The 18284-nt window shown below is 52.6% G+C and carries 15 protein-coding genes and 1 tRNA gene; 12 read left to right on the top strand and 4 right to left on the bottom strand.

The features are described from left to right. The first annotated feature begins 64 nt into the window (after window positions 1-64). From C1N59_RS03840 to C1N59_RS03815, 6 genes are all read left to right on the top strand, one after another. A complete protein-coding gene (locus C1N59_RS03840; protein WP_054633173.1) occupies window positions 65-460 on the top strand; it encodes an acyl-CoA thioesterase in 396 nt (131 codons plus the stop codon). A 286-nt stretch (window positions 461-746) separates the two neighbouring features. After that, window positions 747-2033, top strand: a complete 1287-nt coding sequence (locus C1N59_RS03835) for a methyl-accepting chemotaxis protein (protein WP_054687061.1) — start codon at window positions 747-749, stop codon at window positions 2031-2033. A gap of 26 nt (window positions 2034-2059) precedes the next feature. After that, window positions 2060-2305: a hypothetical protein gene (locus C1N59_RS03830; protein WP_394550347.1), complete on the top strand. Its 246-nt coding sequence runs from the start codon at window positions 2060-2062 to the stop codon at window positions 2303-2305. 484 nt (window positions 2306-2789) lie between these two features. After that, the gene (locus C1N59_RS03825; RefSeq protein WP_006118256.1) at window positions 2790-4076 is read left to right on the top strand and encodes a methyl-accepting chemotaxis protein; all 1287 of its coding nucleotides are present in this window, start codon (window positions 2790-2792) and stop codon (window positions 4074-4076) included. Between the two features lie 467 nt (window positions 4077-4543). Beyond that, on the top strand, window positions 4544-5296 hold the full coding sequence (locus C1N59_RS03820) for a DUF1868 domain-containing protein (RefSeq protein WP_235318793.1): 753 nt from the start codon (window positions 4544-4546) through the stop codon (window positions 5294-5296). A gap of 294 nt (window positions 5297-5590) precedes the next feature. Beyond that, a complete protein-coding gene (locus tag C1N59_RS03815) occupies window positions 5591-6799 on the top strand; it encodes an aldose 1-epimerase family protein (protein ID WP_054633170.1) in 1209 nt (402 codons plus the stop codon). A gap of 131 nt (window positions 6800-6930) precedes the next feature. On the opposite strand, the gene C1N59_RS03810 is transcribed toward C1N59_RS03815, so the two are convergent. Both C1N59_RS03810 and C1N59_RS03805 read right to left on the bottom strand, forming a co-directional pair. Then, window positions 6931-7293: a hypothetical protein gene (locus C1N59_RS03810; protein WP_006118252.1), complete on the bottom strand. Its 363-nt coding sequence runs from the start codon at window positions 7291-7293 to the stop codon at window positions 6931-6933. 295 nt (window positions 7294-7588) lie between these two features. Further along, entirely contained in the window at window positions 7589-7972 is a 384-nt protein-coding gene (locus tag C1N59_RS03805; RefSeq protein WP_253274957.1) for a winged helix-turn-helix transcriptional regulator, read from the bottom strand. Between the two features lie 290 nt (window positions 7973-8262). Here C1N59_RS03805 and C1N59_RS03800 point away from each other — a divergent pair, with 290 nt between their 5' ends. Both C1N59_RS03800 and C1N59_RS03795 read left to right on the top strand, forming a co-directional pair. Continuing rightward, window positions 8263-9396: an MFS transporter gene (locus C1N59_RS03800; protein WP_173476988.1), complete on the top strand. Its 1134-nt coding sequence runs from the start codon at window positions 8263-8265 to the stop codon at window positions 9394-9396. After that, a complete protein-coding gene (locus tag C1N59_RS03795) occupies window positions 9393-10283 on the top strand; it encodes an EamA family transporter (protein ID WP_394550346.1) in 891 nt (296 codons plus the stop codon). The genes C1N59_RS03800 and C1N59_RS03795 overlap by 4 nt, the downstream gene beginning before the upstream one ends. Here C1N59_RS03795 and C1N59_RS03790 read toward each other — a convergent pair. Continuing rightward, complete coding sequence (locus tag C1N59_RS03790) at window positions 10230-11144, bottom strand: LysR family transcriptional regulator (protein WP_054633193.1); 915 nt, start codon at window positions 11142-11144, stop codon at window positions 10230-10232. The genes C1N59_RS03795 and C1N59_RS03790 overlap by 54 nt on opposite strands. Before the next feature lie 145 nt (window positions 11145-11289). Here C1N59_RS03790 and C1N59_RS03785 point away from each other — a divergent pair, with 145 nt between their 5' ends. The 3 genes from C1N59_RS03785 (at window position 11290) to C1N59_RS03775 (ending at window position 16256) form a co-directional block, all read left to right on the top strand. Beyond that, window positions 11290-12711, top strand: coding sequence for a M20 family metallopeptidase (locus C1N59_RS03785; protein WP_054633166.1), 1422 nt, complete (start codon window positions 11290-11292; stop codon window positions 12709-12711). Next, complete coding sequence (locus C1N59_RS03780; protein ID WP_394550345.1) at window positions 12708-13982, top strand: MFS transporter; 1275 nt, start codon at window positions 12708-12710, stop codon at window positions 13980-13982. The genes C1N59_RS03785 and C1N59_RS03780 overlap by 4 nt, the downstream gene beginning before the upstream one ends. Window positions 13983-14945: 963 nt before the next feature. Then, window positions 14946-16256 carry a glycosyl hydrolase family 28-related protein gene (locus C1N59_RS03775; protein WP_054633164.1) on the top strand — a complete coding sequence of 437 codons (1311 nt, stop codon included), beginning with the start codon at window positions 14946-14948 and terminating at the stop codon, window positions 16254-16256. A gap of 425 nt (window positions 16257-16681) precedes the next feature. On the opposite strand, the gene C1N59_RS03770 is transcribed toward C1N59_RS03775, so the two are convergent. Next, window positions 16682-16757, bottom strand: a tRNA-Phe gene (locus tag C1N59_RS03770). A 295-nt stretch (window positions 16758-17052) separates the two neighbouring features. On the opposite strand from C1N59_RS03770, the gene C1N59_RS03765 reads away from it, so the two are divergent. Further along, complete coding sequence (locus tag C1N59_RS03765; protein WP_033739730.1) at window positions 17053-18282, top strand: SpoIIE family protein phosphatase; 1230 nt, start codon at window positions 17053-17055, stop codon at window positions 18280-18282. The last annotated feature ends 2 nt before the right edge of the window (window positions 18283-18284 follow it).

Genomic DNA, 18284 nt, shown 5'->3' with positions numbered 1-18284 from the left:
GCCGTTTAAAAAAACAGCCATGCCGACTAAAGTGGGCCTTCCCTCACTTACCAGTGGCCATACTATGTTTAGCAAAACGTATCAGGTTGACGAAAAGCATATCGATTTTCAGGGCGTTGTAGACGGACTTTACTATCCCTTCTATATGGAATGGACACGCCACGCGTTTATGAAAGAGCATCTTGGCGTAGATCTGGAAGCGGAGTTTGCCGAAGGCCGTATCCATATGCTGCTTGAATATACGCTTCGCTTTAAAAAGAGCCTGAAAAAAGGCGATGAGATGCAGGTGACCTGCGCACTCGCGGCAAACGAAAAGCGCAACCGTGTTAATTTCGTTCAGCAAATTTTGGTTAACGATGTCGTCTATGCTGAAGCGGTTTTCACCGGCACCTGTCTGGAAAAAGGACGTCCCGCTATTCCGGCATTCTTGCGTAGTGCGATACCTGACGCTCAGGACTAACGCTGCTGCTTTCCACCTGACGGCACGACGCGCGATGACAACATTGTTATCGTGTTGAATTCGGGACGTTATCGCAAACACCTCGCCTGTGATGATGTCCCTGCCCGCCTGACCTGCATAGTGTGATGCACATCACTTGCCGACTGCAATATGACCTAAATATGACATGTGCGATGCCGATAACAGTACTGGACCCGAGCTGATCGACCTCCCTTAAACGGGTTGCTGTCTCTCCACTACGCGGTCAACACTTTTGACCTTTTTGCGGCTCTTTCTGGAGAGATCTATGTTTTCCCTTATGCGTTTACTTCGCGGAAAAAACTCATTTCGCGCCTCAGACGATCAAAATAATATTCAAGCTATTCAGGCCTGTAGCGGCTGGATTGAATTTACGCCCGAGGGCATCATCCTTACAGCCAACCCAGCCTTCCTTGCCGTAACAGGCTACCAGCTCAGTGAGATCACCGGTCAGCACCATCGACTGTTCTGCAAGCCTGATTTCGTCCGCTCCCGTGAATACGCCCGGTTCTGGGAAACCCTGGCTTCTGGCCAGTCCTTCAGCGGCATTTTCGAACGCTACCGCAAAGACAACAGCCTGCTCTACTTAAGCGCTAACTATTTCCCCGTGAAAGATAAACACGGCACGGTCAAAAAAATTATCAAAATCGCTAACGACATTACCGATCGGCATGAAGAACTCACGCATAAAGAAGCGATTATTACGGCGCTGAACAACACCATGGCCATGATTGAATTTACCCCACAGGGCGAGGTCATTAATGCCAATAAAAACTTCCTTACGCTGATGGAGTACGATCTGGCCGCTATTCAGGGCAAACATCACCGTCTGTTCTGTTTTGACGCGTTCTATAAAGAAAACCCGGACTTCTGGCACAGAATTCAACAGGGGCGCGCGTTTACCGGGCGCTTCGAACGGGTAACAGCATCAGGAAAACGCGTCTGGCTTGAGGCCAACTACAACCCGGTGAAAGATGCCTCAGGACACGTTTATAAAGTGATTAAGCTGGCGTCGGATATTACCGAACGTGTCGTCACGGCGCAGGACGTGGCGGATATCGCCATGACCACGTCTGAAAAAACGTCACACATCACCGTGAATGCCAATGATGTTCTCAGTCAGACGGTGCGTAACGCCGAATCGATGGCCTCGCAGGTCGCTGCGGCAGCCGGAATCAGCGACAAACTGAATTACTCAGCCAAAGACATCAAAGAGATTGTCTCAACCATCAATAACATTGCCGGACAAACCAATATTCTGGCGCTCAATGCCGCGATTGAAGCCGCACGGGCAGGCGAAGCAGGACGCGGTTTTGCCGTGGTGGCAGAAGAAGTCAGACGTCTTGCTGCTTCTACCTCACAGGCGACGCAGAAAATCAGCAAGGTGGTCGAAGAAAATGCCAGCCTGATTGGCGATATGCACCAGCAACTCGACGGCATTAACAGCTTTCTTACCACAGAAAACGACAAAATCACGCATCTGTCTGACAACATTCAGGAAATTTTCAGCGGCGTGAACGAATTCGTAACGGTGATTCATCGACTGAAGGTTTGAGGACACAGGCAGCATTGATGCGATTCATGGCACTGCATAGGGTTTTATTGTCAGGTTATGCCCCACACACGGGCGCGTCATTGTTTGACGCGCCAGCCTTTTCTCCTGCCGACAGCCTGTCGACGCCGCCGTGTGGTGATGCAGCGCCTGGGTATCACAGCGGCGACATGCCTGCCCGACAGAAAATCCGGCTCATCGCCATCGCAGGCGCGTTCTCGGGTGTGCATGAAAACGCCTGGCGACGCCATTGCCATCGGCTTCGCTCTCACTGATTCGCGCTTTCCTGTCATAAAAACGTCCCTACACTGCAACAAGCCCTAAACACTTTATGTTGACTGTATAACCCCTCCTGATGTCTTCTTTTACCTCGTTTGACAAACTCTGGTTGACAATCTTATCCGGGCTGTAGCGGTTGCCGCTGACATCTGCCCGGAAAAGCCCCCGCTCATCCTGCTTTTTTATCTGCCGTCCTGTCTGGCAGCGGGAAGCAATCCGCCACATGGCTGCTGTTTTTCTGCTTTCGCCATCTTTTCACTGTTACAGGCAGTCTGTCAGAAGACGTAGCTCGTTATCTGTGTGCACTAACAGTCACTGTGATAAGCATCAATTTTTTTAATACATTTCTAAATATGAACCGTCCTGTGCCGATAAGTTAAATGACCCGGGCCGGACGCTTTACTTTCCATCAGACAGCAAACTCTCCGCCACGAGGCCCGACGCTTTACGCCCCTTTCACTGAATCAGATGGAGAGAAGTATGTTAGCCCTGACACGTTTTATGCCTGGTAAAGCTTCACTGGGGTTAGCGGACGACCAGACCAATACACAGGCGATCAAAGCCAACATCGGCTGGATTGAATTTACGCCCGACGGTCGCATCATTACGGCAAACACGCCTTTCCTCGAACTGACAGGCTACACGCTAAATGAGATCGCCGGTCAGCATCATCGCCTGTTCTGCGATGATGAATTTGTGCACTCCAGCGACTATACCCACTTTTGGCAAACACTCGGCTCAGGTCACTCGTTCAGCGGTATCTTTGAGCGGTTTCGCAAAAATCACAGCCGGCTGTATTTGAGCGCCACCTATTTCCCTGTGAAAGATCGTCACGGTGCGGTGAAAAAAATCATAAAAATTGCCAACGACATTACGCATAAACATGAAGCGTTAAAGCATAAAGAAGCCATCATTACCGCGTTGAATAACTCCATGGCCATGATTGAGTTTACACCGCAGGGTGAGGTCATTGACGCCAATAACAATTTTCTGAAATTAATGGGCTATCAGCTTGAGGCCATTCAAGGTAAACATCATCGCATATTTTGCTTTGATGAATTTTATAAGGAGCAGCCTGATTTTTGGCAAAAGATTCAGCAGGGGCGTGCTTTCACAGGGCGTTTTGAACGTGTGACAGCGTCTGGAAAACGCGTCTGGCTGGAGGCCAGCTATAACCCTGTCAAAGATGCCTCCGGGCATGTTTATAAGGTTATTAAACTGGCGTCTGATATCACCGACCGTGTAGAGAATGCCAAACGGATCGCTGACATTGCCGTCACAACGTCGGAAGAGACGTCGCAAATCACCTTTAATGCCAATGATGTCCTGGGTGAGACCATCCGCAATGCGGAATCCATGTCGTTACAGGTGGGTGCGGCAGCAGACATTGGCGACAGACTCAATCATTCTTCCATGGACATAAAAGAAATTGTTTCGACGATCAACACCATCGCCGGACAAACCAATATTCTGGCGTTAAACGCGGCGATTGAGGCCGCGCGGGCAGGCGAAGCGGGACGTGGGTTTGCCGTGGTGGCCGAGGAGGTCCGGCGACTGGCGGCTTCGACGTCGCAGGCGACGCTTAAAATCACGAAAGTTGTGGAAGAAAATACCGCGCTCATTGAAAACATGTCCCGGCAGCTTGATGAAATCAGACGCTTTCTTACGACTGAAAACGATAAGATCAGCAACCTCTCGCGCAGTTTCCAGGAGATCAATCGCGGGGTGAACGAATTCGTGACGGTCATCCACCGGCTCAACGTGTAAGCATGAAAACGTCATGCCAGCGGCGCATACGCTGGCTTTTTCTTTCTCAGACGAGCAGAAAAAAGCGCGCAGATGAACAAGCCACGACGACGCTGCATCGGGCGTTATGAAGCGTGCTGCAAGCGCCATTGCGGCCCGCTTAGTCATAACAGATATTCCTCTTTCGCTCGTTGTACATCTTCAGTCATTTTTTAGTCACAGATCTTCACTAAGCTCCCCGGTTGAGAAGCGCCCTGAGCGGATCACCGTGCAGGATGACGTCGGGTTCTTTGTTTCTGCGCATGCGCGTTATTGTCCCCTTATCACAGCCCCCCTGCCTGTTAAGCCCGGTCAGGCATGAGAACAGCTTCTCATGAATACAGCACGCGCAGATACGGGTGGCGTTGCGCGGGGAAACGGTCCCGTTACCGACCTTGTCGGAACCGGCTAAATGCAGAGGTTATTCGATGACAACACGGAGAAGGCTGTTGAAAAGTACGATTGCCACCCTGGGCGGTCTGGCCGCTTCCCTCGCCATCGGTGCGGAACACCGCCCCAACGACGTGGGTCGTAAGTTTGACGCAGATGGCCGCGTTCTTCCCTTTAAAGGAAACACGATTATCTGCCATCTGCCGCAGCAAGGTGACGGCTCAGAACCTTTCGATGCCTTGCTTGATGTCTATCGTGAATTACCCGGCGAAAGCTGGTCAAGGAAGGTTACCGCACTGCCGCCCTCCAGTTATCACATGACTGTTTTCGGCGGAGCCAACGACAAGGCAAGACGCTATCCCTTATGGCCTGCCGGGCTGCCGCTGGACATGCCCATGGACGAGTGTGACCGGATTCTGGCTGAACGCCTGCGGACATATAAACTGGGTGAGGATGCCTCGCCTTACCGCATGCGCGTCAATCCGGAGGCGCCGTCTGCGCGTGAAACCCCGTTAACGCTGCGCCTGCTAACGGCGGATGCGGAGACAGAGACGCGGTTGCGCCGTTTACGCGATCGGCTGTCCGAGGTCACCGGCATTCGCGAACCAGACCACGATCGCTACCAGTTTCATATCACGCTGGGATATCAGGTTGCGCCGTTGACCGACGACGAAGACGCCGCCTGGCGACGTTCACTGGCGAACTGGAAAACGATGATCGCGCAGCGCGCGCCAGTTATTACGCTCGGTAATCCCGAGTACTGCCTGCTGAATGATATGTTTGCCTTCAAGCGACAGTTTTATCTGACCTGATCCGCCTCACTGTGCAGCGCGACGCCCCTGCTTCGCGCCTTTGTTTTGATTCCTGACTTTACGCGCCAGCCACGGTTTACCGGTGGTGGCTGAAACGTTTACAGCTTTCGCGTTTATGCCGATAAAAAGATGACATAACAGCATTAATAAGCATTTTAAATGTGAGCAACATCCCACTAACACGCTTAATCCTGCCTGATTTTCCAGCAGGTGAGAGAAATCACGTTTCCGCGTAGCCCAAATCAGTAAATTCCTCTCACTAATGAAAAAACGATTCAGCCAGAGAGGTAAACGATGAAGACGAAACTCGCACTGACGGTGCTGGCCGTAATGATTTCGGGTTCGGTATCTGCAAAAACCTGGGTGCTGACGAGTGCTGAACAAGGCACCGACAAAGGAAACTGGCAGATAAACAGCAGCGAGCTGAACATTCAGGGCAAACTGTTCAGCATTGAGCAGAAAGTGTTGCATGGCGGCAAGCAGGAAGGCAGTAAGCTTCTGGTCATCCGCAGTCAGGATGGCCTGACTATTACGCTTATTCCGACACGCGGTATGAACCTGCTCCGCGTAGAGGGATTCGGCACCCGCCTGGGCTGGGATTCGCCCGTTAAAGAGGTGGTAAACCCGGCGTTCATCAATCTTGAAAGCCGCAATGGCCTGGGCTGGCTGGAAGGATTCAACGAAATGATGGTGCGTTGTGGCTACGAATGGACCGGCCATCCGGTGAACGACAAAGGCCGTATCTACACGCTGCATGGCAAAGCCGGAAACACGCCGGTCTCGCAGCTTGAAGTCGAGGTGGCGGATGCGGCCCCGCATGAAATCCGTATTCGCGGTTTGATCAAAGAGAGCACGTTTAAGAAAGCCGATTTGCAGACGTGGACGGAATTGCGTTATGTGCCGGGCAGCAACCAGTTCAGCCTGCACGACGTGCTGACCAACCATTCCGATTACCCGCACGATTACGAGATCATCTATCACAGCAACTTCAGTACGCCCATTCTGGAGGAAGGTGCCCGCTTTATGGCCCCGATGTCGGGCATCAGCCCGTTCAATGACTATGCCAAAGCGGGGCTGAAAAACTGGCAGACCTATCAAGGCCCAACCAAAGACTTCGATGAAATGGTGTTTAACATCAAACCGCTGTCCGACAAGAATCATCAGACGGTCGCCGCCGTGGTTAATAGAGCGGGCAACAAAGGCGCGTCCATTCAGTTTGATACTCAGCAGTTACCGCTGCTGACCTTGTGGAAAAATACCGACACGCTTAAACAAGGCTATGTCACCGGGATTGAGCCCGGCACCAACTATGCCTATCCGGTCACGATTGAACGGGAGCAGAAGCGCGTGAAACAGCTGGCACCGGGCGCGAGTGCAACCTTTGATCTGACCTACACGCTGTTGCACAACAGCGATCAGGTAAATGCGGTAGAGAAGCGGATTAAGGCGATTCAGGGCGACACCAAAATCGAGGAAAATTCGACGCCGATCGCGAATGAATAAGCGCGGTTTACTGCCACAAAAGCGGTAAGGTTTCGCTGTTCATCACAGAGCCGGGGGCAACCCCAGCCAGTTGATATTAACGCGAACAGCGTGGACAGGTTTTTTATTACGCCGCTGAACGCAATATGGCGTTACGCTGAAAACTGGCCGGGATTATCCAGCTCGTCCAGCTTCTTCTCCACCAGCCACTGAAACGTTTTACCATCCGGTTGTGAATAGAGCGTCTTTCTCACCGTTGACAGTGCAACCCACTTTTGGGCGATGGTCATTTTTCTGACCTCCGCCAACGGCAATCCCTGACTTTCGCTAATCACGCGGTTGACGGCCTGTTCCGCGCTGATATCGGTCCAGTTGTGGTTACGTTTCAGCGCCTCGCCGAACCACAGCAGACGAAAACTCTGGTGACGTTCGATAAGCCCTTTCATCGCACTGACGCGCTGCCAGAACGTTTTACTGAGGGTATCAATGACATCCTCAGGAAAGAAAGAATCCATGGTGGTTCTCCTTTGCAGATGAATGTTCAGGTCAGTATGTGCACTGTTTTCTGTTTTCTGTTTTATCGGCAAACTTCCGACTGAGTGACAGTGACGTATGGCAGGAATGATAAGCGCGTCACAGGCTAAAAACGCGCGTTTTTACAGCCTTTTACGTCCTTTACACTACCTAACGAGTGATGTCATGGTGACCACGGAGCGGCGTAGTCCACTGATGAGCGGGCGGTCAGCCATCGAAGGCTGCGCCATAACCTTCAGGCGCTTCACATCATTTTCCTGCGGGTATTTCAGCAATTCACCTGGCGGTTTTATCAGAAACGACGCGCCTGCGGTGGCAGTCACCCGGTTGCAGTTTGTTTCCCTGGGAGGAACGCACATCCAAAAGCTGAACCGGCTTACCCTGTTCGTTATCAAGCAGGACAGAATAGGTTTCTCCTTGGTCAAACATATAACGCTCTCCCCATTGCCGCATCGCTACAACAATGGGGAAAACGGAACGCCCCTTTTCCGTCAGGACGTATTCCCTGTAGGCGCTGCCATCCGATGCTGGCACTATGTCGAACACGCCGATATCGACCAGATGTTTCAGACGTGAGGCCAGTATGTTTTTGGCAAGCCCCAGGTTTTTTTGAAACTCGCTGAATCTCCGCACATCATCAAATGCCTCGCGGATAATCATCATGCACCAGCGCTCACCAATCGATTCTAGCGTCCGCGCAACGGGACATTCGCTGGTTCTGAGCGATTCCTGTTTTGCCATCGGTGTTCTCCCTCTCAGTCTGTCTACTGATGCAAGCTTAATTCCCACATTTAATAGTTGCAAAAAAAAACCACTCTTGTTACTTCTATAAGCAATCTAGTTTTAAAAAAAAACCAGAATAAAGGCATCTTATGGCAGATAAGGCAAGTACGTGCCGCGATGACGAGACTAAAACTGCATCGCCCAGTGTCACTGCGCTGAGTTCAGGAATGACGATGCTATTTTCATTGACCTGTGCACTGGCGGTAGCCAATGTGTATTCTGCGCAACCGTTACTCCATTCGATGGCGACAAGCCTGAAAGTCTCACCCGCTATGATCGGCAGCGTTGTCACTGCCACACAGGCGGGCTATGCCATCGGCCTGCTGTTTCTGGTGCCGCTCGGGGACTGGATGAACCCTAAACGCATAGTGATGACGCAGTTGCTATTGTCCGTCGTGGCGTTAGTCGTGGCGGGGTTATCACGCAGTGTCACGATTCTGCTCTGCGCCGTGCTGATGATTGGCCTGATGGCCGTGGTGGTGCAGCTTATCGTGGCGTGGGCAGCGAGACTGGCGACGCCACAGAAACGAGGCCAGGCGATTGGCACCCTGACCAGCGGAATTGTTACAGGCATCCTGTTATCCCGTTTTATCTCAGGCGCCATTGCCGATATCGCCGGCTGGCGGGCCGTTTATCTTACCTCTGCCTGCCTGATGTTGCTGATTGCCTGTTTCGTCTGGAAAGTGATGCCATCGCCCCCGCCACTGCCCTGTAAGCCCAGTTACCTTTCCCTGCTGAAGTCGGTTTTTCAGTTGTTTATTACGGAACCTCAACTGCGAAAACGTGGAATGATTGCGCTGCTGATCTTCGCGGCTTTCAGCATGCTATGGACAACCATGGTAATGCCACTTACGGCACTTTCCCTGCCACATACCCAGACAGGGATGTTTGGCTTAGCCGGAATTGCTGGCGTGCTCGCGGCATCACGCGCGGGCAAGTGGGCTGACAGAGGATTTGCCCAACGCACAACAGGGCTAGCGCTGGCGCTATTGACGTTCTCATGGCTGCCCGTCGCGTATGTCGAAACCTCTTTGTGCTGGCTGGTGGCAGGCATCATCGCGCTGGACTTTGCGGTGCAGGCCGTTCATGTCACCAATCAGAGCCTCATCATTGCCGCCAGACCCGCAGCAGCAAGCCGTCTGGTCGGTGCTTACATGTGTTTTTATTCGGTGGGCAGCGCAGCAGGAGCCCTCATTGCAACGCAACTGTACGCCTACTGGGGATGGCAGGCCGTCTGCCTTGCCGGTGCCTCGGTCAGCGTGTGTGCTTTTCTTATCTGGTCAGGATCCCGTCAATCATGAAATACCCGCATCTTCTGCTCGCCATCCTGGTTACCGCAATCTGGGGCGTAAACTTTTCCGTCATTAAACTTGGCCTGCACACTATCGATCCCTTCACACTGGCAGCCATTCGCTTCACGCTGAGTGCCCTGCCTGCGCTGTTTTTCATCAAAAAGCCCGATGTGCCGTGGCGTTACCTCATCGGTTATGGCCTGATTTTTGGCATCGGTCTGTGGGGGCTGGTCAATCTGGGAATCAAAACAGGCTTGTCTGCCGGGATAGCATCGCTTGTACTGCAGTTCAGCGCTTTTTTTACCTTATTGCTGGGCAGCCTGATATTTCGGGAGCGCCTCAGTCGCTATCAAATCACCGGTTTTGTTATCGCCTGTGCGGGTTTACTAAGCATTGTGTTTGTAACGGATGGCTCGGTTACACTGAGCGGCATGTTGCTGGTCATGGCCGGTGCGCTTGCCTGGAGCATCGCTAACATCATTATTAAAAAGGCAGGCACAAAACAGGTATTCGCCTTTCTGGTATGGTCGAGCGCGTTTTCGCCACTACCGCTTTTTGGGCTGGACTGGCTGGTTAACGGCAGCAACGGCTTTACAGAGATGTTTAGCCACATGGACAACCGCGCGTTGCTGTCTGTTTTATTCCAGGTCTATCCCAATACCCTTTTCGGCTACTGGATATGGAATTCGTTACTCAAGCAGTATCCTGTTTCCACAGTAGCACCGCTTTCACTACTGGTGCCGGTCTTCGGGATTTTAGGTTCCATGATGATATTCGGCGAGCACATCTCACCGCAAAAAATGCTTGCTCTGCTGTTGATTATTATCGGGCTGACGGTGGGGTTATATGGTCAACGACTCGTCCAGCGTGTTCAGTTGCTGCCGCGCAAACGCTAAAAACATCTCCAGCGCAGCGCTGCGGGGCCGACCAGAAGGCACCTGCAGTTGCAGATTGCGCTGGCTCAGTTGATCGATGTTGACAGATCGCATCACCAGTCCATGCGCTTCGGCTTCCTGTAGCACGCTGAAGGCACTACAGATGGTCATCGCCAACGGCGTACGCAGCAGAAACTGGAATAAGGTAGAGAAATTATCGCAGGTCACCACCGGCTCAATCAGGTTGCCACTCATATGGCTCGCCAGCTCAAACAGCTGACGCACGGTGGTATTCTGCTGGGGCAGTGCCAGCGGATAGGGACTGATATCACGCAATGTCACCTGCGGCGCGCTGGCGAGTGGGTGGCTCTGATGCATCACTAACAACACCGGCGCAGGCCAGGAGCCGATAATTTCCACGCCCGTTTCGGCATGAAGACTGAACTGCAGCGCCAGGTCGCACTCGCCGCTGCGTATTCGTTCGGACACGCCCTGCGGGCTGGCGACATTAATGTCAAAGAGGATGCCGGGATTCGTCTCGCGAAAGTCGGCAATCATGCGCGGCAGCAACGTAAAGGCCAGCCCGTCGGTACAGGCCAGCCGAATCAGCGTGCGCCGCACGGCTTTCAGCCCTTTGATCTCGGCCAGCGCATAGTCCATATCCAGCATGTTCTTGCGCACATGATGGGCAAAAATTTCCCCGGCTTCATTCAGCACCATCCCGCGTGCATGACGTTCAAACAGCGGAACGCCCACTTGGGTCTCCAGCCGCTGAATCTGACGGCTGATAGCCGACACCGCAATAAACAACTGTTCGCTCGCCGCACTTAACGAGCCCGTATTCGCCACGGCGAGGAAATAGCGGATTTCATTACTGATCATGCGCGCCTCATGCTGGTGCATGCCTCGAAAACGGGCAGGTTAGCTTTGCTTTAAAAGCAAATCTTACTCGATAAATTGATAATTGTGGCAAAGCAGCGTTTCGGAAATGATGGGACAACATAATACGCATAAAAGATACGCAAACATGACAGCGCAAAACGCCATACAACAGGCCACCGCCTGGTTCGACAGTGGGGAATTTCAACGCATTCTGGCGCGTCGCGTGGCGCAGCGCACCGAGAGCCAGCGCCAGGATCGCGACGGCGAGTTGCATCACTATTTACACGATGAGATTGGGCCGCAGCTGCGCGCGCTGGGCTTTACTCTGCACTTTATTGAGAACACCGAAGCAGCCCATCGTCCCTTTCTGGTGGCGGTACGCATTGAAGATCCCGCCCTACCCACCCTGCTGAGCTACGGTCATGGCGATGTGGTGTTTGGCGATGACGAAAACTGGCGCGCAGGGTTAACGCCCTGGGAGCTTGTTGAAGAGGGTGACCGCTGGTACGCCCGCGGCAGTGCGGATAACAAAGGTCAGCACTGCGTCAACCTGGCCGCGCTGGAACAGGTGTTTCAGGCGCGCGGCGGCAGGCTGGGTTTCAACTGCAAGCTGCTGTTCGAGATGGGCGAAGAGATCAGCTCGCCGGGCCTCGCACAGCTGTGCCAGCAGCACGGTGATTTGCTGAAAGCCGATCTGTTTATCGCCTCAGACGGTCCACGTCTGAACGCGGTGCAGCCGACCCTGTTCCTGGGCTCGCGCGGCGCCGTCAATTTTCGTCTTACCATCACGGCTCGCGACAACGCCTATCACTCCGGCAACTGGGGTGGCCTGTTGAGTAACCCCGGCACGCAACTGGCCAATGCCATTGCCTCGCTCGTAAATGCTCAGGGCGTGCTTCAGGTTGCGGCGCTGAAACCCAGTTCACTCACTCAGCAGGTGCGCGATATTCTCCGTCAGATTCACGTCGGCGGCATGCCTGGCGATCCCGAGATTGACAGGGACTGGGGCGAACCGGCACTTACCCCCACAGAACGCCTGTATGGCTGGAACACGCTGGAGGTGCTGTCTTTTCTCACCGGCAATCCTGCCCGCCCCATGAACGCCATACCGGGCGAGGCGACCGCGGTATGTCAGCTGCGGTTTGTGGTCGGCACCGACTGGGAAAATCTGGCGCAGCACGTCAGGAAACACCTTTCACAGCACGGCTTTGACAACGTGAACGTCGAGTTTATGCGCGGATCGCCTGCCACGCGGCTGGATCCCACCGATCCGTTAGTCGACTGGGTGCTGGCCAGCATGGCCGAAACCAGCGGCAAAACGCCGGCACTGCTGCCGAACCTGGGCGGTTCACTGCCTAATGAGGTGTTCTCCGACATTCTCGGCCTGCCCACGTTGTGGGTGCCGCACTCTTATCCCGCCTGCGGTCAGCACGGCGTGAACGAGCATATGCTGAAGTCAATTGCGCGCGAAGGCCTGCAGATCATGACCCGACTGCTGTGGGATTTGGGCGAACAAGGCCGCGAACTGGTCGCGAAGCATCGTCACCATGCCGGAGGTGCCGCATGAGCACACTTAATACCACCGCATCTCTGCACGCGAATAAACCCAGCCTGCACAAAACCCTGTTTGCCACCTGCATCGGTAATGCGCTGGAGTGGTTTGATATTGCGGTTTACGGCTTCTTTGCCAGCTATATCGCCCATGCGTTTTTCCCGACCCGCGATCCGTCCGTGTCGATATTGCTTACGTTCGGCAGTTTCGGTGTGTCTTTCCTGATCCGGCCGCTGGGCGCGATTGTGCTGGGCAACTATGCTGACCGCCATGGCCGCAAAAAGGCGCTACTGCTCTCCATCAATCTGATGATGCTGGGCGGTGCCGTGATTACGTTTATGCCGGGTTACGACAGTATTGGGTTGATGGCCCCTGTACTTATCCTGCTGGCGCGGCTGGTTCAGGGTTTTTCTGCCGGCGGCGAATTTGGCAGCTCGACGGCGTTCCTGGTGGAGCATTTTCCCGAGCGCAAAGCCTTTATCGCCAGCTGGCAGTTTGCCACTCAGGGGGCCAGTACGCTGATGGCATCCGCGTTTGGTCTGGGATTAACGAAAATCCTGACGGAAAGCGAGATTCAGGAGTGGGGCTGGCGCATTCCCTTTGCCTTTGGTCTGCTGATTGGCCCGTTGGGGATTTATATCCGCCGCCATGTGCATGAACCTGCCAGCTTTGCCACACATCAACCTGATGTTGCCCCACTTAAACGCCTGTTTGGCCGCCAGAAAGAGCTGATGTTGCTGGCGATTGGCCTGATGGTCATCTCCACGGCGGTTAACTACATGCTCAACTATGTACCGACCTATGCCACGCGCAATCTGCACCTGCCCGGCTTTGTGGCCTTTACCGCGACGTTAATGGCGGGTGTGATCCTGACTGTGGTGACGCCGGTTATGGGTCTGTGGGCAGAACGCATCGGCCGGGTTCCGTTGATGTGGGGCTCGCTGATTTTACTGATCGTCACCATCTATCCCGCCTTTAAGCTGGTCGTCAGTCACACCACGCCCATCACGCTTGTCGCGCTGGTCTGCTGGATGGCGTTGCTGAAATCGATCTACTTCTCAACCGTGCCGTCGGTCATGGCCGATCTGTTTCCGATGGGCACCCGCGCCAGCGGCATGGCGATCAGCTATAACATCGCAGTGACCGTATTTGGCGGATTTGCACCGCTGATCTGTTCGCTGTTAATCACGGCCACCGGCACCAGCCTGGCACCCGGCTATTACCTGATGGCCATGTCGGTGCTGAGCGGCCTGGCACTGCTGCGCAGCCAGAAGCGCGTGAAGTAGGAGAACAGGTGCACAGGGTTGTGCACCTGACGGATTTTACAAGGTGGCAGAAGTTTGGCTGTTAACGCTTCATTTGCTTCAATAACCCCAGCATCAGTCGGGCTGAGAAAGCTGACTGATTTTTCCTTTCTTTATACCTTGCTAAGAACCCCCCCGATTGCTGTCAACAATATTCATCCCCACCCACTTTAGAATGTAACAGTCTTCATAAAACCCGGTAATGGCTCAATGTGTGGTCTGCCACCCCGAAAACGGAACGGTAGAAAAGACGCATTAATACTGTAAACAAGATTAACTTACTCACATGAGGCATCGTCTTTATGCCGTCTGGCAAGCTGACGATAATGAAAAATAATGACCCAGTCACGATAAAGAAGCTCTGTGAACCATCATATTCTGCTGCGTTCCAGCAGCAAGACTTACGGAGAACCCACTAACAATTAACACGCACCGTTTTTATTCCAGTGATGGAACGGCAGAACAATAAGGATGCGTTCACCAATACGAGCAAAGGTTATTACAGCATTATTAAGAACAGCCCATATCGGAAGTATTTTTTAGCAGCATTAAAACTATCAGACCATGACTTTTCGCCTGGCCAGTGAGCCATCTTTCCTCCGCCTGAATATGCTGTTTGTCAGCGACCCGTTCGCCTTTTTCCTGTTGCGCGATTTGGCAGGGATCTGTGAATCATTTCAGATCGGCTTTAACTGTAAAATCTATCCCGTATTCTGTTTAACTCATCCCGGCTCTGTTAACCATTTTGATCTCGCTCAATGTTCTTACGCTTAATGTTGCCTACCCAGGCAGAAACCCGTTTTTTATTACGTGCAATCATGCAAACCTGCCATTATTCGGCCCTCCCTTGCTGAAGATGCAGTAGAAACACTGCGTAATTTACATTAAATACGGACAGACACACCATGCAGATCAAGTAGGTTTTACGTTAAAAATGAGGTGAAAATGGATACGTTATATGACTATATTTTTGCGCCCGACATGGGTATTTACCCTGATACATCCGAAGATCTCTCTGAAAAACTCATTGCGCTATTAAATATCAGCACGCAACAGAAAAAAGGCATTTATTTCCCCGCAGGCGTCTACCTTTTCTCGCAGGATATCCAGCTCAAATCGTTTAACTCACTGAAAGGTGATGTTACCGGCACGCTATTTCGCGGTATCAACAACAAACGCGCCGTCATGTTTGGTGACGGTCAATATGGCAATACCGTCGCTAACCTGACAATAGAGAATATTATCTTTGAGAATGCGACGCTGTATTTTTACGGAAGAAAAACCGGCATTAATGTTAACTATAATGTTTTTATTAATACGGTGAGCGATACTAACGTGGCCCAGTTAACCTGCTCAACAAAGGCTTACCTGATTAAGGGCAATGTTTTTATGCGTGGCCGGGGTTATCCCGGCGTGGCGATAAATACCTATGGCAATTCGCCCGGCCTGATAATCGAGCAAAATTTTCTGGGTTCAATAACGGACATTTCTGTTGCGGAAGCGTGGATTGATGCAACCACAAAAGCGATGCTGCTGACGCTTATCGCATTACGCACACGGGGGATAATGACATTTGATGATGAGCAGGGGCACTTTGTTGCCGGGTGGTACTCGACCAGCAATTTGAAAAAAGGGGTTTTCCGTAAAAATTTCTTTTCAGGTAGCACGACTCCCCGCTTGTATAATCCGGCCAGCGGTGAAAATGATATTGTCCGGGATCATGCTGTTTATATTAAAGCCTACGACCAGGTTGAAGTTGTTGAGAACTATTTTTCAGGCTGGCCTGCTGATGCGTCCGGTCAGTTGAAATTCCGTAATGCCCGAGGCCTCGTATTTGCCGGTAACTATCTAAAAAGTATCTCATTTGATGCACGTCCCTACGACGATTTAGCCGTTCAATGGCGCATCATGCAGGATACCTTTATATTCAATAATTATTTGAACGATGGAATGATTAGCTACTGGAGTAACATTTATGATACGCCAGAGAAACACATCACCGTTTCAAAGTATCTGGTGTTCTCTAATCTGTTTATTAATCGCAGCGAAGATTCTCAACTCATTGGCTCGCCTGGCCCTGGCGTCACCCTGTTCCCTGACGCTTTTCTTTGCGCGGAAAACCGCTTTGCCGACAGTGGAAAACGGGTGGTGGTAGCAGGCGTCATCGCAGAAATCCCCCTGCCAGCGATCATCGACCTGTTACCTGACTATGCGTTGCCCTATCTGAATCTTCAGCCGATCATGCCAGCCGTGTAGCCTCTCGCTTCGCCCCGGTACCGGCCGGGGTTTATTATTAGCCTGGGCCAGGCTGGACAGCCTGATTTACGCAATTCGAATGGGGCAGCAGGCCGTAGCAGTAAACTGGATGTCATTCCTTGCGTCTGGCAGGCGTCAGCGACGTGATCCCGTTAAGCTGATGATAACAGGCTTCCGGTAAAAAGAGGTCTTTCTGCTCTGCTACCGGACTGCATACTTTTCGGCGAAGCGCATGACATAGGGAAGATCGAGGTGCTATCACCGCTCAGTCAGCCTTTTTATGGGCAGATGCCGTAACAGGCTGGCAAACGACATACGCCTTGTCCCTCGCCACGAAGAGGCTGTTTTGCACGTTTAGCCGTCCCGATAACTACAGCCTTGCCCCCAAACGCAAAAACCCCCGCCGAAGCGAGGGTTTCAAATTTTGGTGCCCGAACCCGGAATCGAACCAGGGACACGGGGATTTTCAATCCCCTGCTCTACCGACTGAGCTATTCGGGCAACGGGGCGCATTAAACCCTATGCAGGCCCCAGCGTCAAACGCTTTTCACAAAAATGAAATCAACTGCCGCCTTTTCCATCAACCGCAGCAACATTGACCGCCGGTCCCGGTGGCGCATAACTCGGGTGCCGGATTTTCACGCTGTCTAACGCCGCCTGGCTGGCGGTTTTTCGCTGCTATTTTGCTTTATCCACGATTTATCGGCGCTCTTTTTACTAACTGTTTTTTTGCCATAAATCCGTCATCTGCGCTCATTACTCTTAAGATTATTCCTGGACAATCAAGAGCCGCATCATGCAGTTACCCGCCTCTGTGAATACTGTGGTTTCCGCCTCAAGTCGTTACGACGCGCGGGTGTTATGCATTGAGGTCCCTTTTGTCAGTCCGGAGACGGATAACCGTGCGGTGATGGCGCTGTTTGCCGAGCATAAAGATCTCATCGGTTTGCCCGTGGTAGAAAACGGCAAACCGTTTGGCATGATTAACCGCCACATCTTTTTGTCGCAGATGGCGCGGCCCTTCTTTCCCGAACTGTATGACCGTAAGAGCTGCATTGCCTTTATGGATAAGTTCCCGCTGGTGATCGACGTAGAAAACACGCTGGAAAGCGTGGCGCAGCAGGTGGTGGCCAATGGCGATAAGTCCGTCGCTGATGGCTTTATCCTGACGGAGAACGGGCACTATATTGGCATTGGTTTAGGGATCGATCTGATCCGCCGCGTCTCCGACTTACAGGCGCGCCAGCATCAGCAGATTTTACAAAGCATCGATTACGCGCGGGTGATTCAGGATGCAATGCTGGACCGATCCAACCAGCTAATCGCGACCCTGCTCGACGACTGGTGTCTATACTGGCAGCCCAGGGACGGCGTGGGTGGCGATTATTACGCCTTTCACCGTCATGATAACGGCTGGCTGGCGGTCATTGCCGACTGTACGGGCCACGGCATTCCTGGTGCCTTTATGACGGTAATTTTGCAGTCTGCGCTGGAAAATGCGCTACGCGAGGCCGATCTGCAGGCGCCTGCCCGCATTCTGCATGCGCTTAACCACCATATTAAACAAACCCTGGGACAGTTAAATGCGTCTCAGCAAACGTCACTCTCTAACGATGGCTGCGATGCCATCGTGCTGTCTGTCGATACCGAACTGCATCAGCTGCGTTGGGCCAGCGCCCGAACCCAGGCATTTATGCTCAGCAACATCAGTAACGAAATCATCGCGCTCAGCCAGGATCGCGTCGGCGTGGGGTATACCGATACGCCGGAGGATTATGACTGGCCGGAACAGAGCCTGGCATTTAATCGCGGCGATATGCTGTTTGTGCTGACGGATGGCGTCACCGATCAGCCGGGTGGCGAGCGCAATATTATGTTTGGCAATAAGCGCATTCAGTCACTGCTGATGCGCTATCAGCATTTGCCTATGGCGGAGTTATCGCTGGCGTTTCAGCAAGACTATTTAAGCTGGCAAGGTAATCAGGCGCGACGCGACGACGTCACCTGGTTTGGCTTTCGCTATTGATT

It is taken from the genome of Pantoea sp. SGAir0183, assembly GCF_043545505.1.
Note: the sequence above shows the minus strand (reverse complement) of the source record. Positions and strands in the feature narration are given on the sequence as shown.

Excerpts from the sequence above, each read along its gene's own strand:
- C1N59_RS03765 (WP_033739730.1), top strand. The coding sequence starts at position 17,053 with ATGCAGTTACCCGCCTCTGTGAATACTGTGGTTTCCGCCTCAAGTCGT.
- C1N59_RS03775 (WP_054633164.1), top strand. The coding sequence starts at position 14,946 with ATGGATACGTTATATGACTATATTTTTGCGCCCGACATGGGTATTTAC.
- C1N59_RS03790 (WP_054633193.1), bottom strand. The coding sequence starts at position 11,144 with ATGATCAGTAATGAAATCCGCTATTTCCTCGCCGTGGCGAATACGGGC.
- C1N59_RS03785 (WP_054633166.1), top strand. The coding sequence starts at position 11,290 with ATGACAGCGCAAAACGCCATACAACAGGCCACCGCCTGGTTCGACAGT.
- C1N59_RS03800 (WP_173476988.1), top strand. The coding sequence starts at position 8,263 with ATGACGATGCTATTTTCATTGACCTGTGCACTGGCGGTAGCCAATGTG.
- C1N59_RS03795 (WP_394550346.1), top strand. The coding sequence starts at position 9,393 with ATGAAATACCCGCATCTTCTGCTCGCCATCCTGGTTACCGCAATCTGG.
- C1N59_RS03810 (WP_006118252.1), bottom strand. The coding sequence starts at position 7,293 with ATGGATTCTTTCTTTCCTGAGGATGTCATTGATACCCTCAGTAAAACG.
- C1N59_RS03840 (WP_054633173.1), top strand. The coding sequence starts at position 65 with ATGTTTAGCAAAACGTATCAGGTTGACGAAAAGCATATCGATTTTCAG.
- C1N59_RS03825 (WP_006118256.1), top strand. The coding sequence starts at position 2,790 with ATGTTAGCCCTGACACGTTTTATGCCTGGTAAAGCTTCACTGGGGTTA.
- C1N59_RS03830 (WP_394550347.1), top strand. The coding sequence starts at position 2,060 with ATGGCACTGCATAGGGTTTTATTGTCAGGTTATGCCCCACACACGGGC.
- C1N59_RS03835 (WP_054687061.1), top strand. The coding sequence starts at position 747 with ATGTTTTCCCTTATGCGTTTACTTCGCGGAAAAAACTCATTTCGCGCC.
- C1N59_RS03780 (WP_394550345.1), top strand. The coding sequence starts at position 12,708 with ATGAGCACACTTAATACCACCGCATCTCTGCACGCGAATAAACCCAGC.
- C1N59_RS03815 (WP_054633170.1), top strand. The coding sequence starts at position 5,591 with ATGAAGACGAAACTCGCACTGACGGTGCTGGCCGTAATGATTTCGGGT.
- C1N59_RS03805 (WP_253274957.1), bottom strand. The coding sequence starts at position 7,972 with ATGATTATCCGCGAGGCATTTGATGATGTGCGGAGATTCAGCGAGTTT.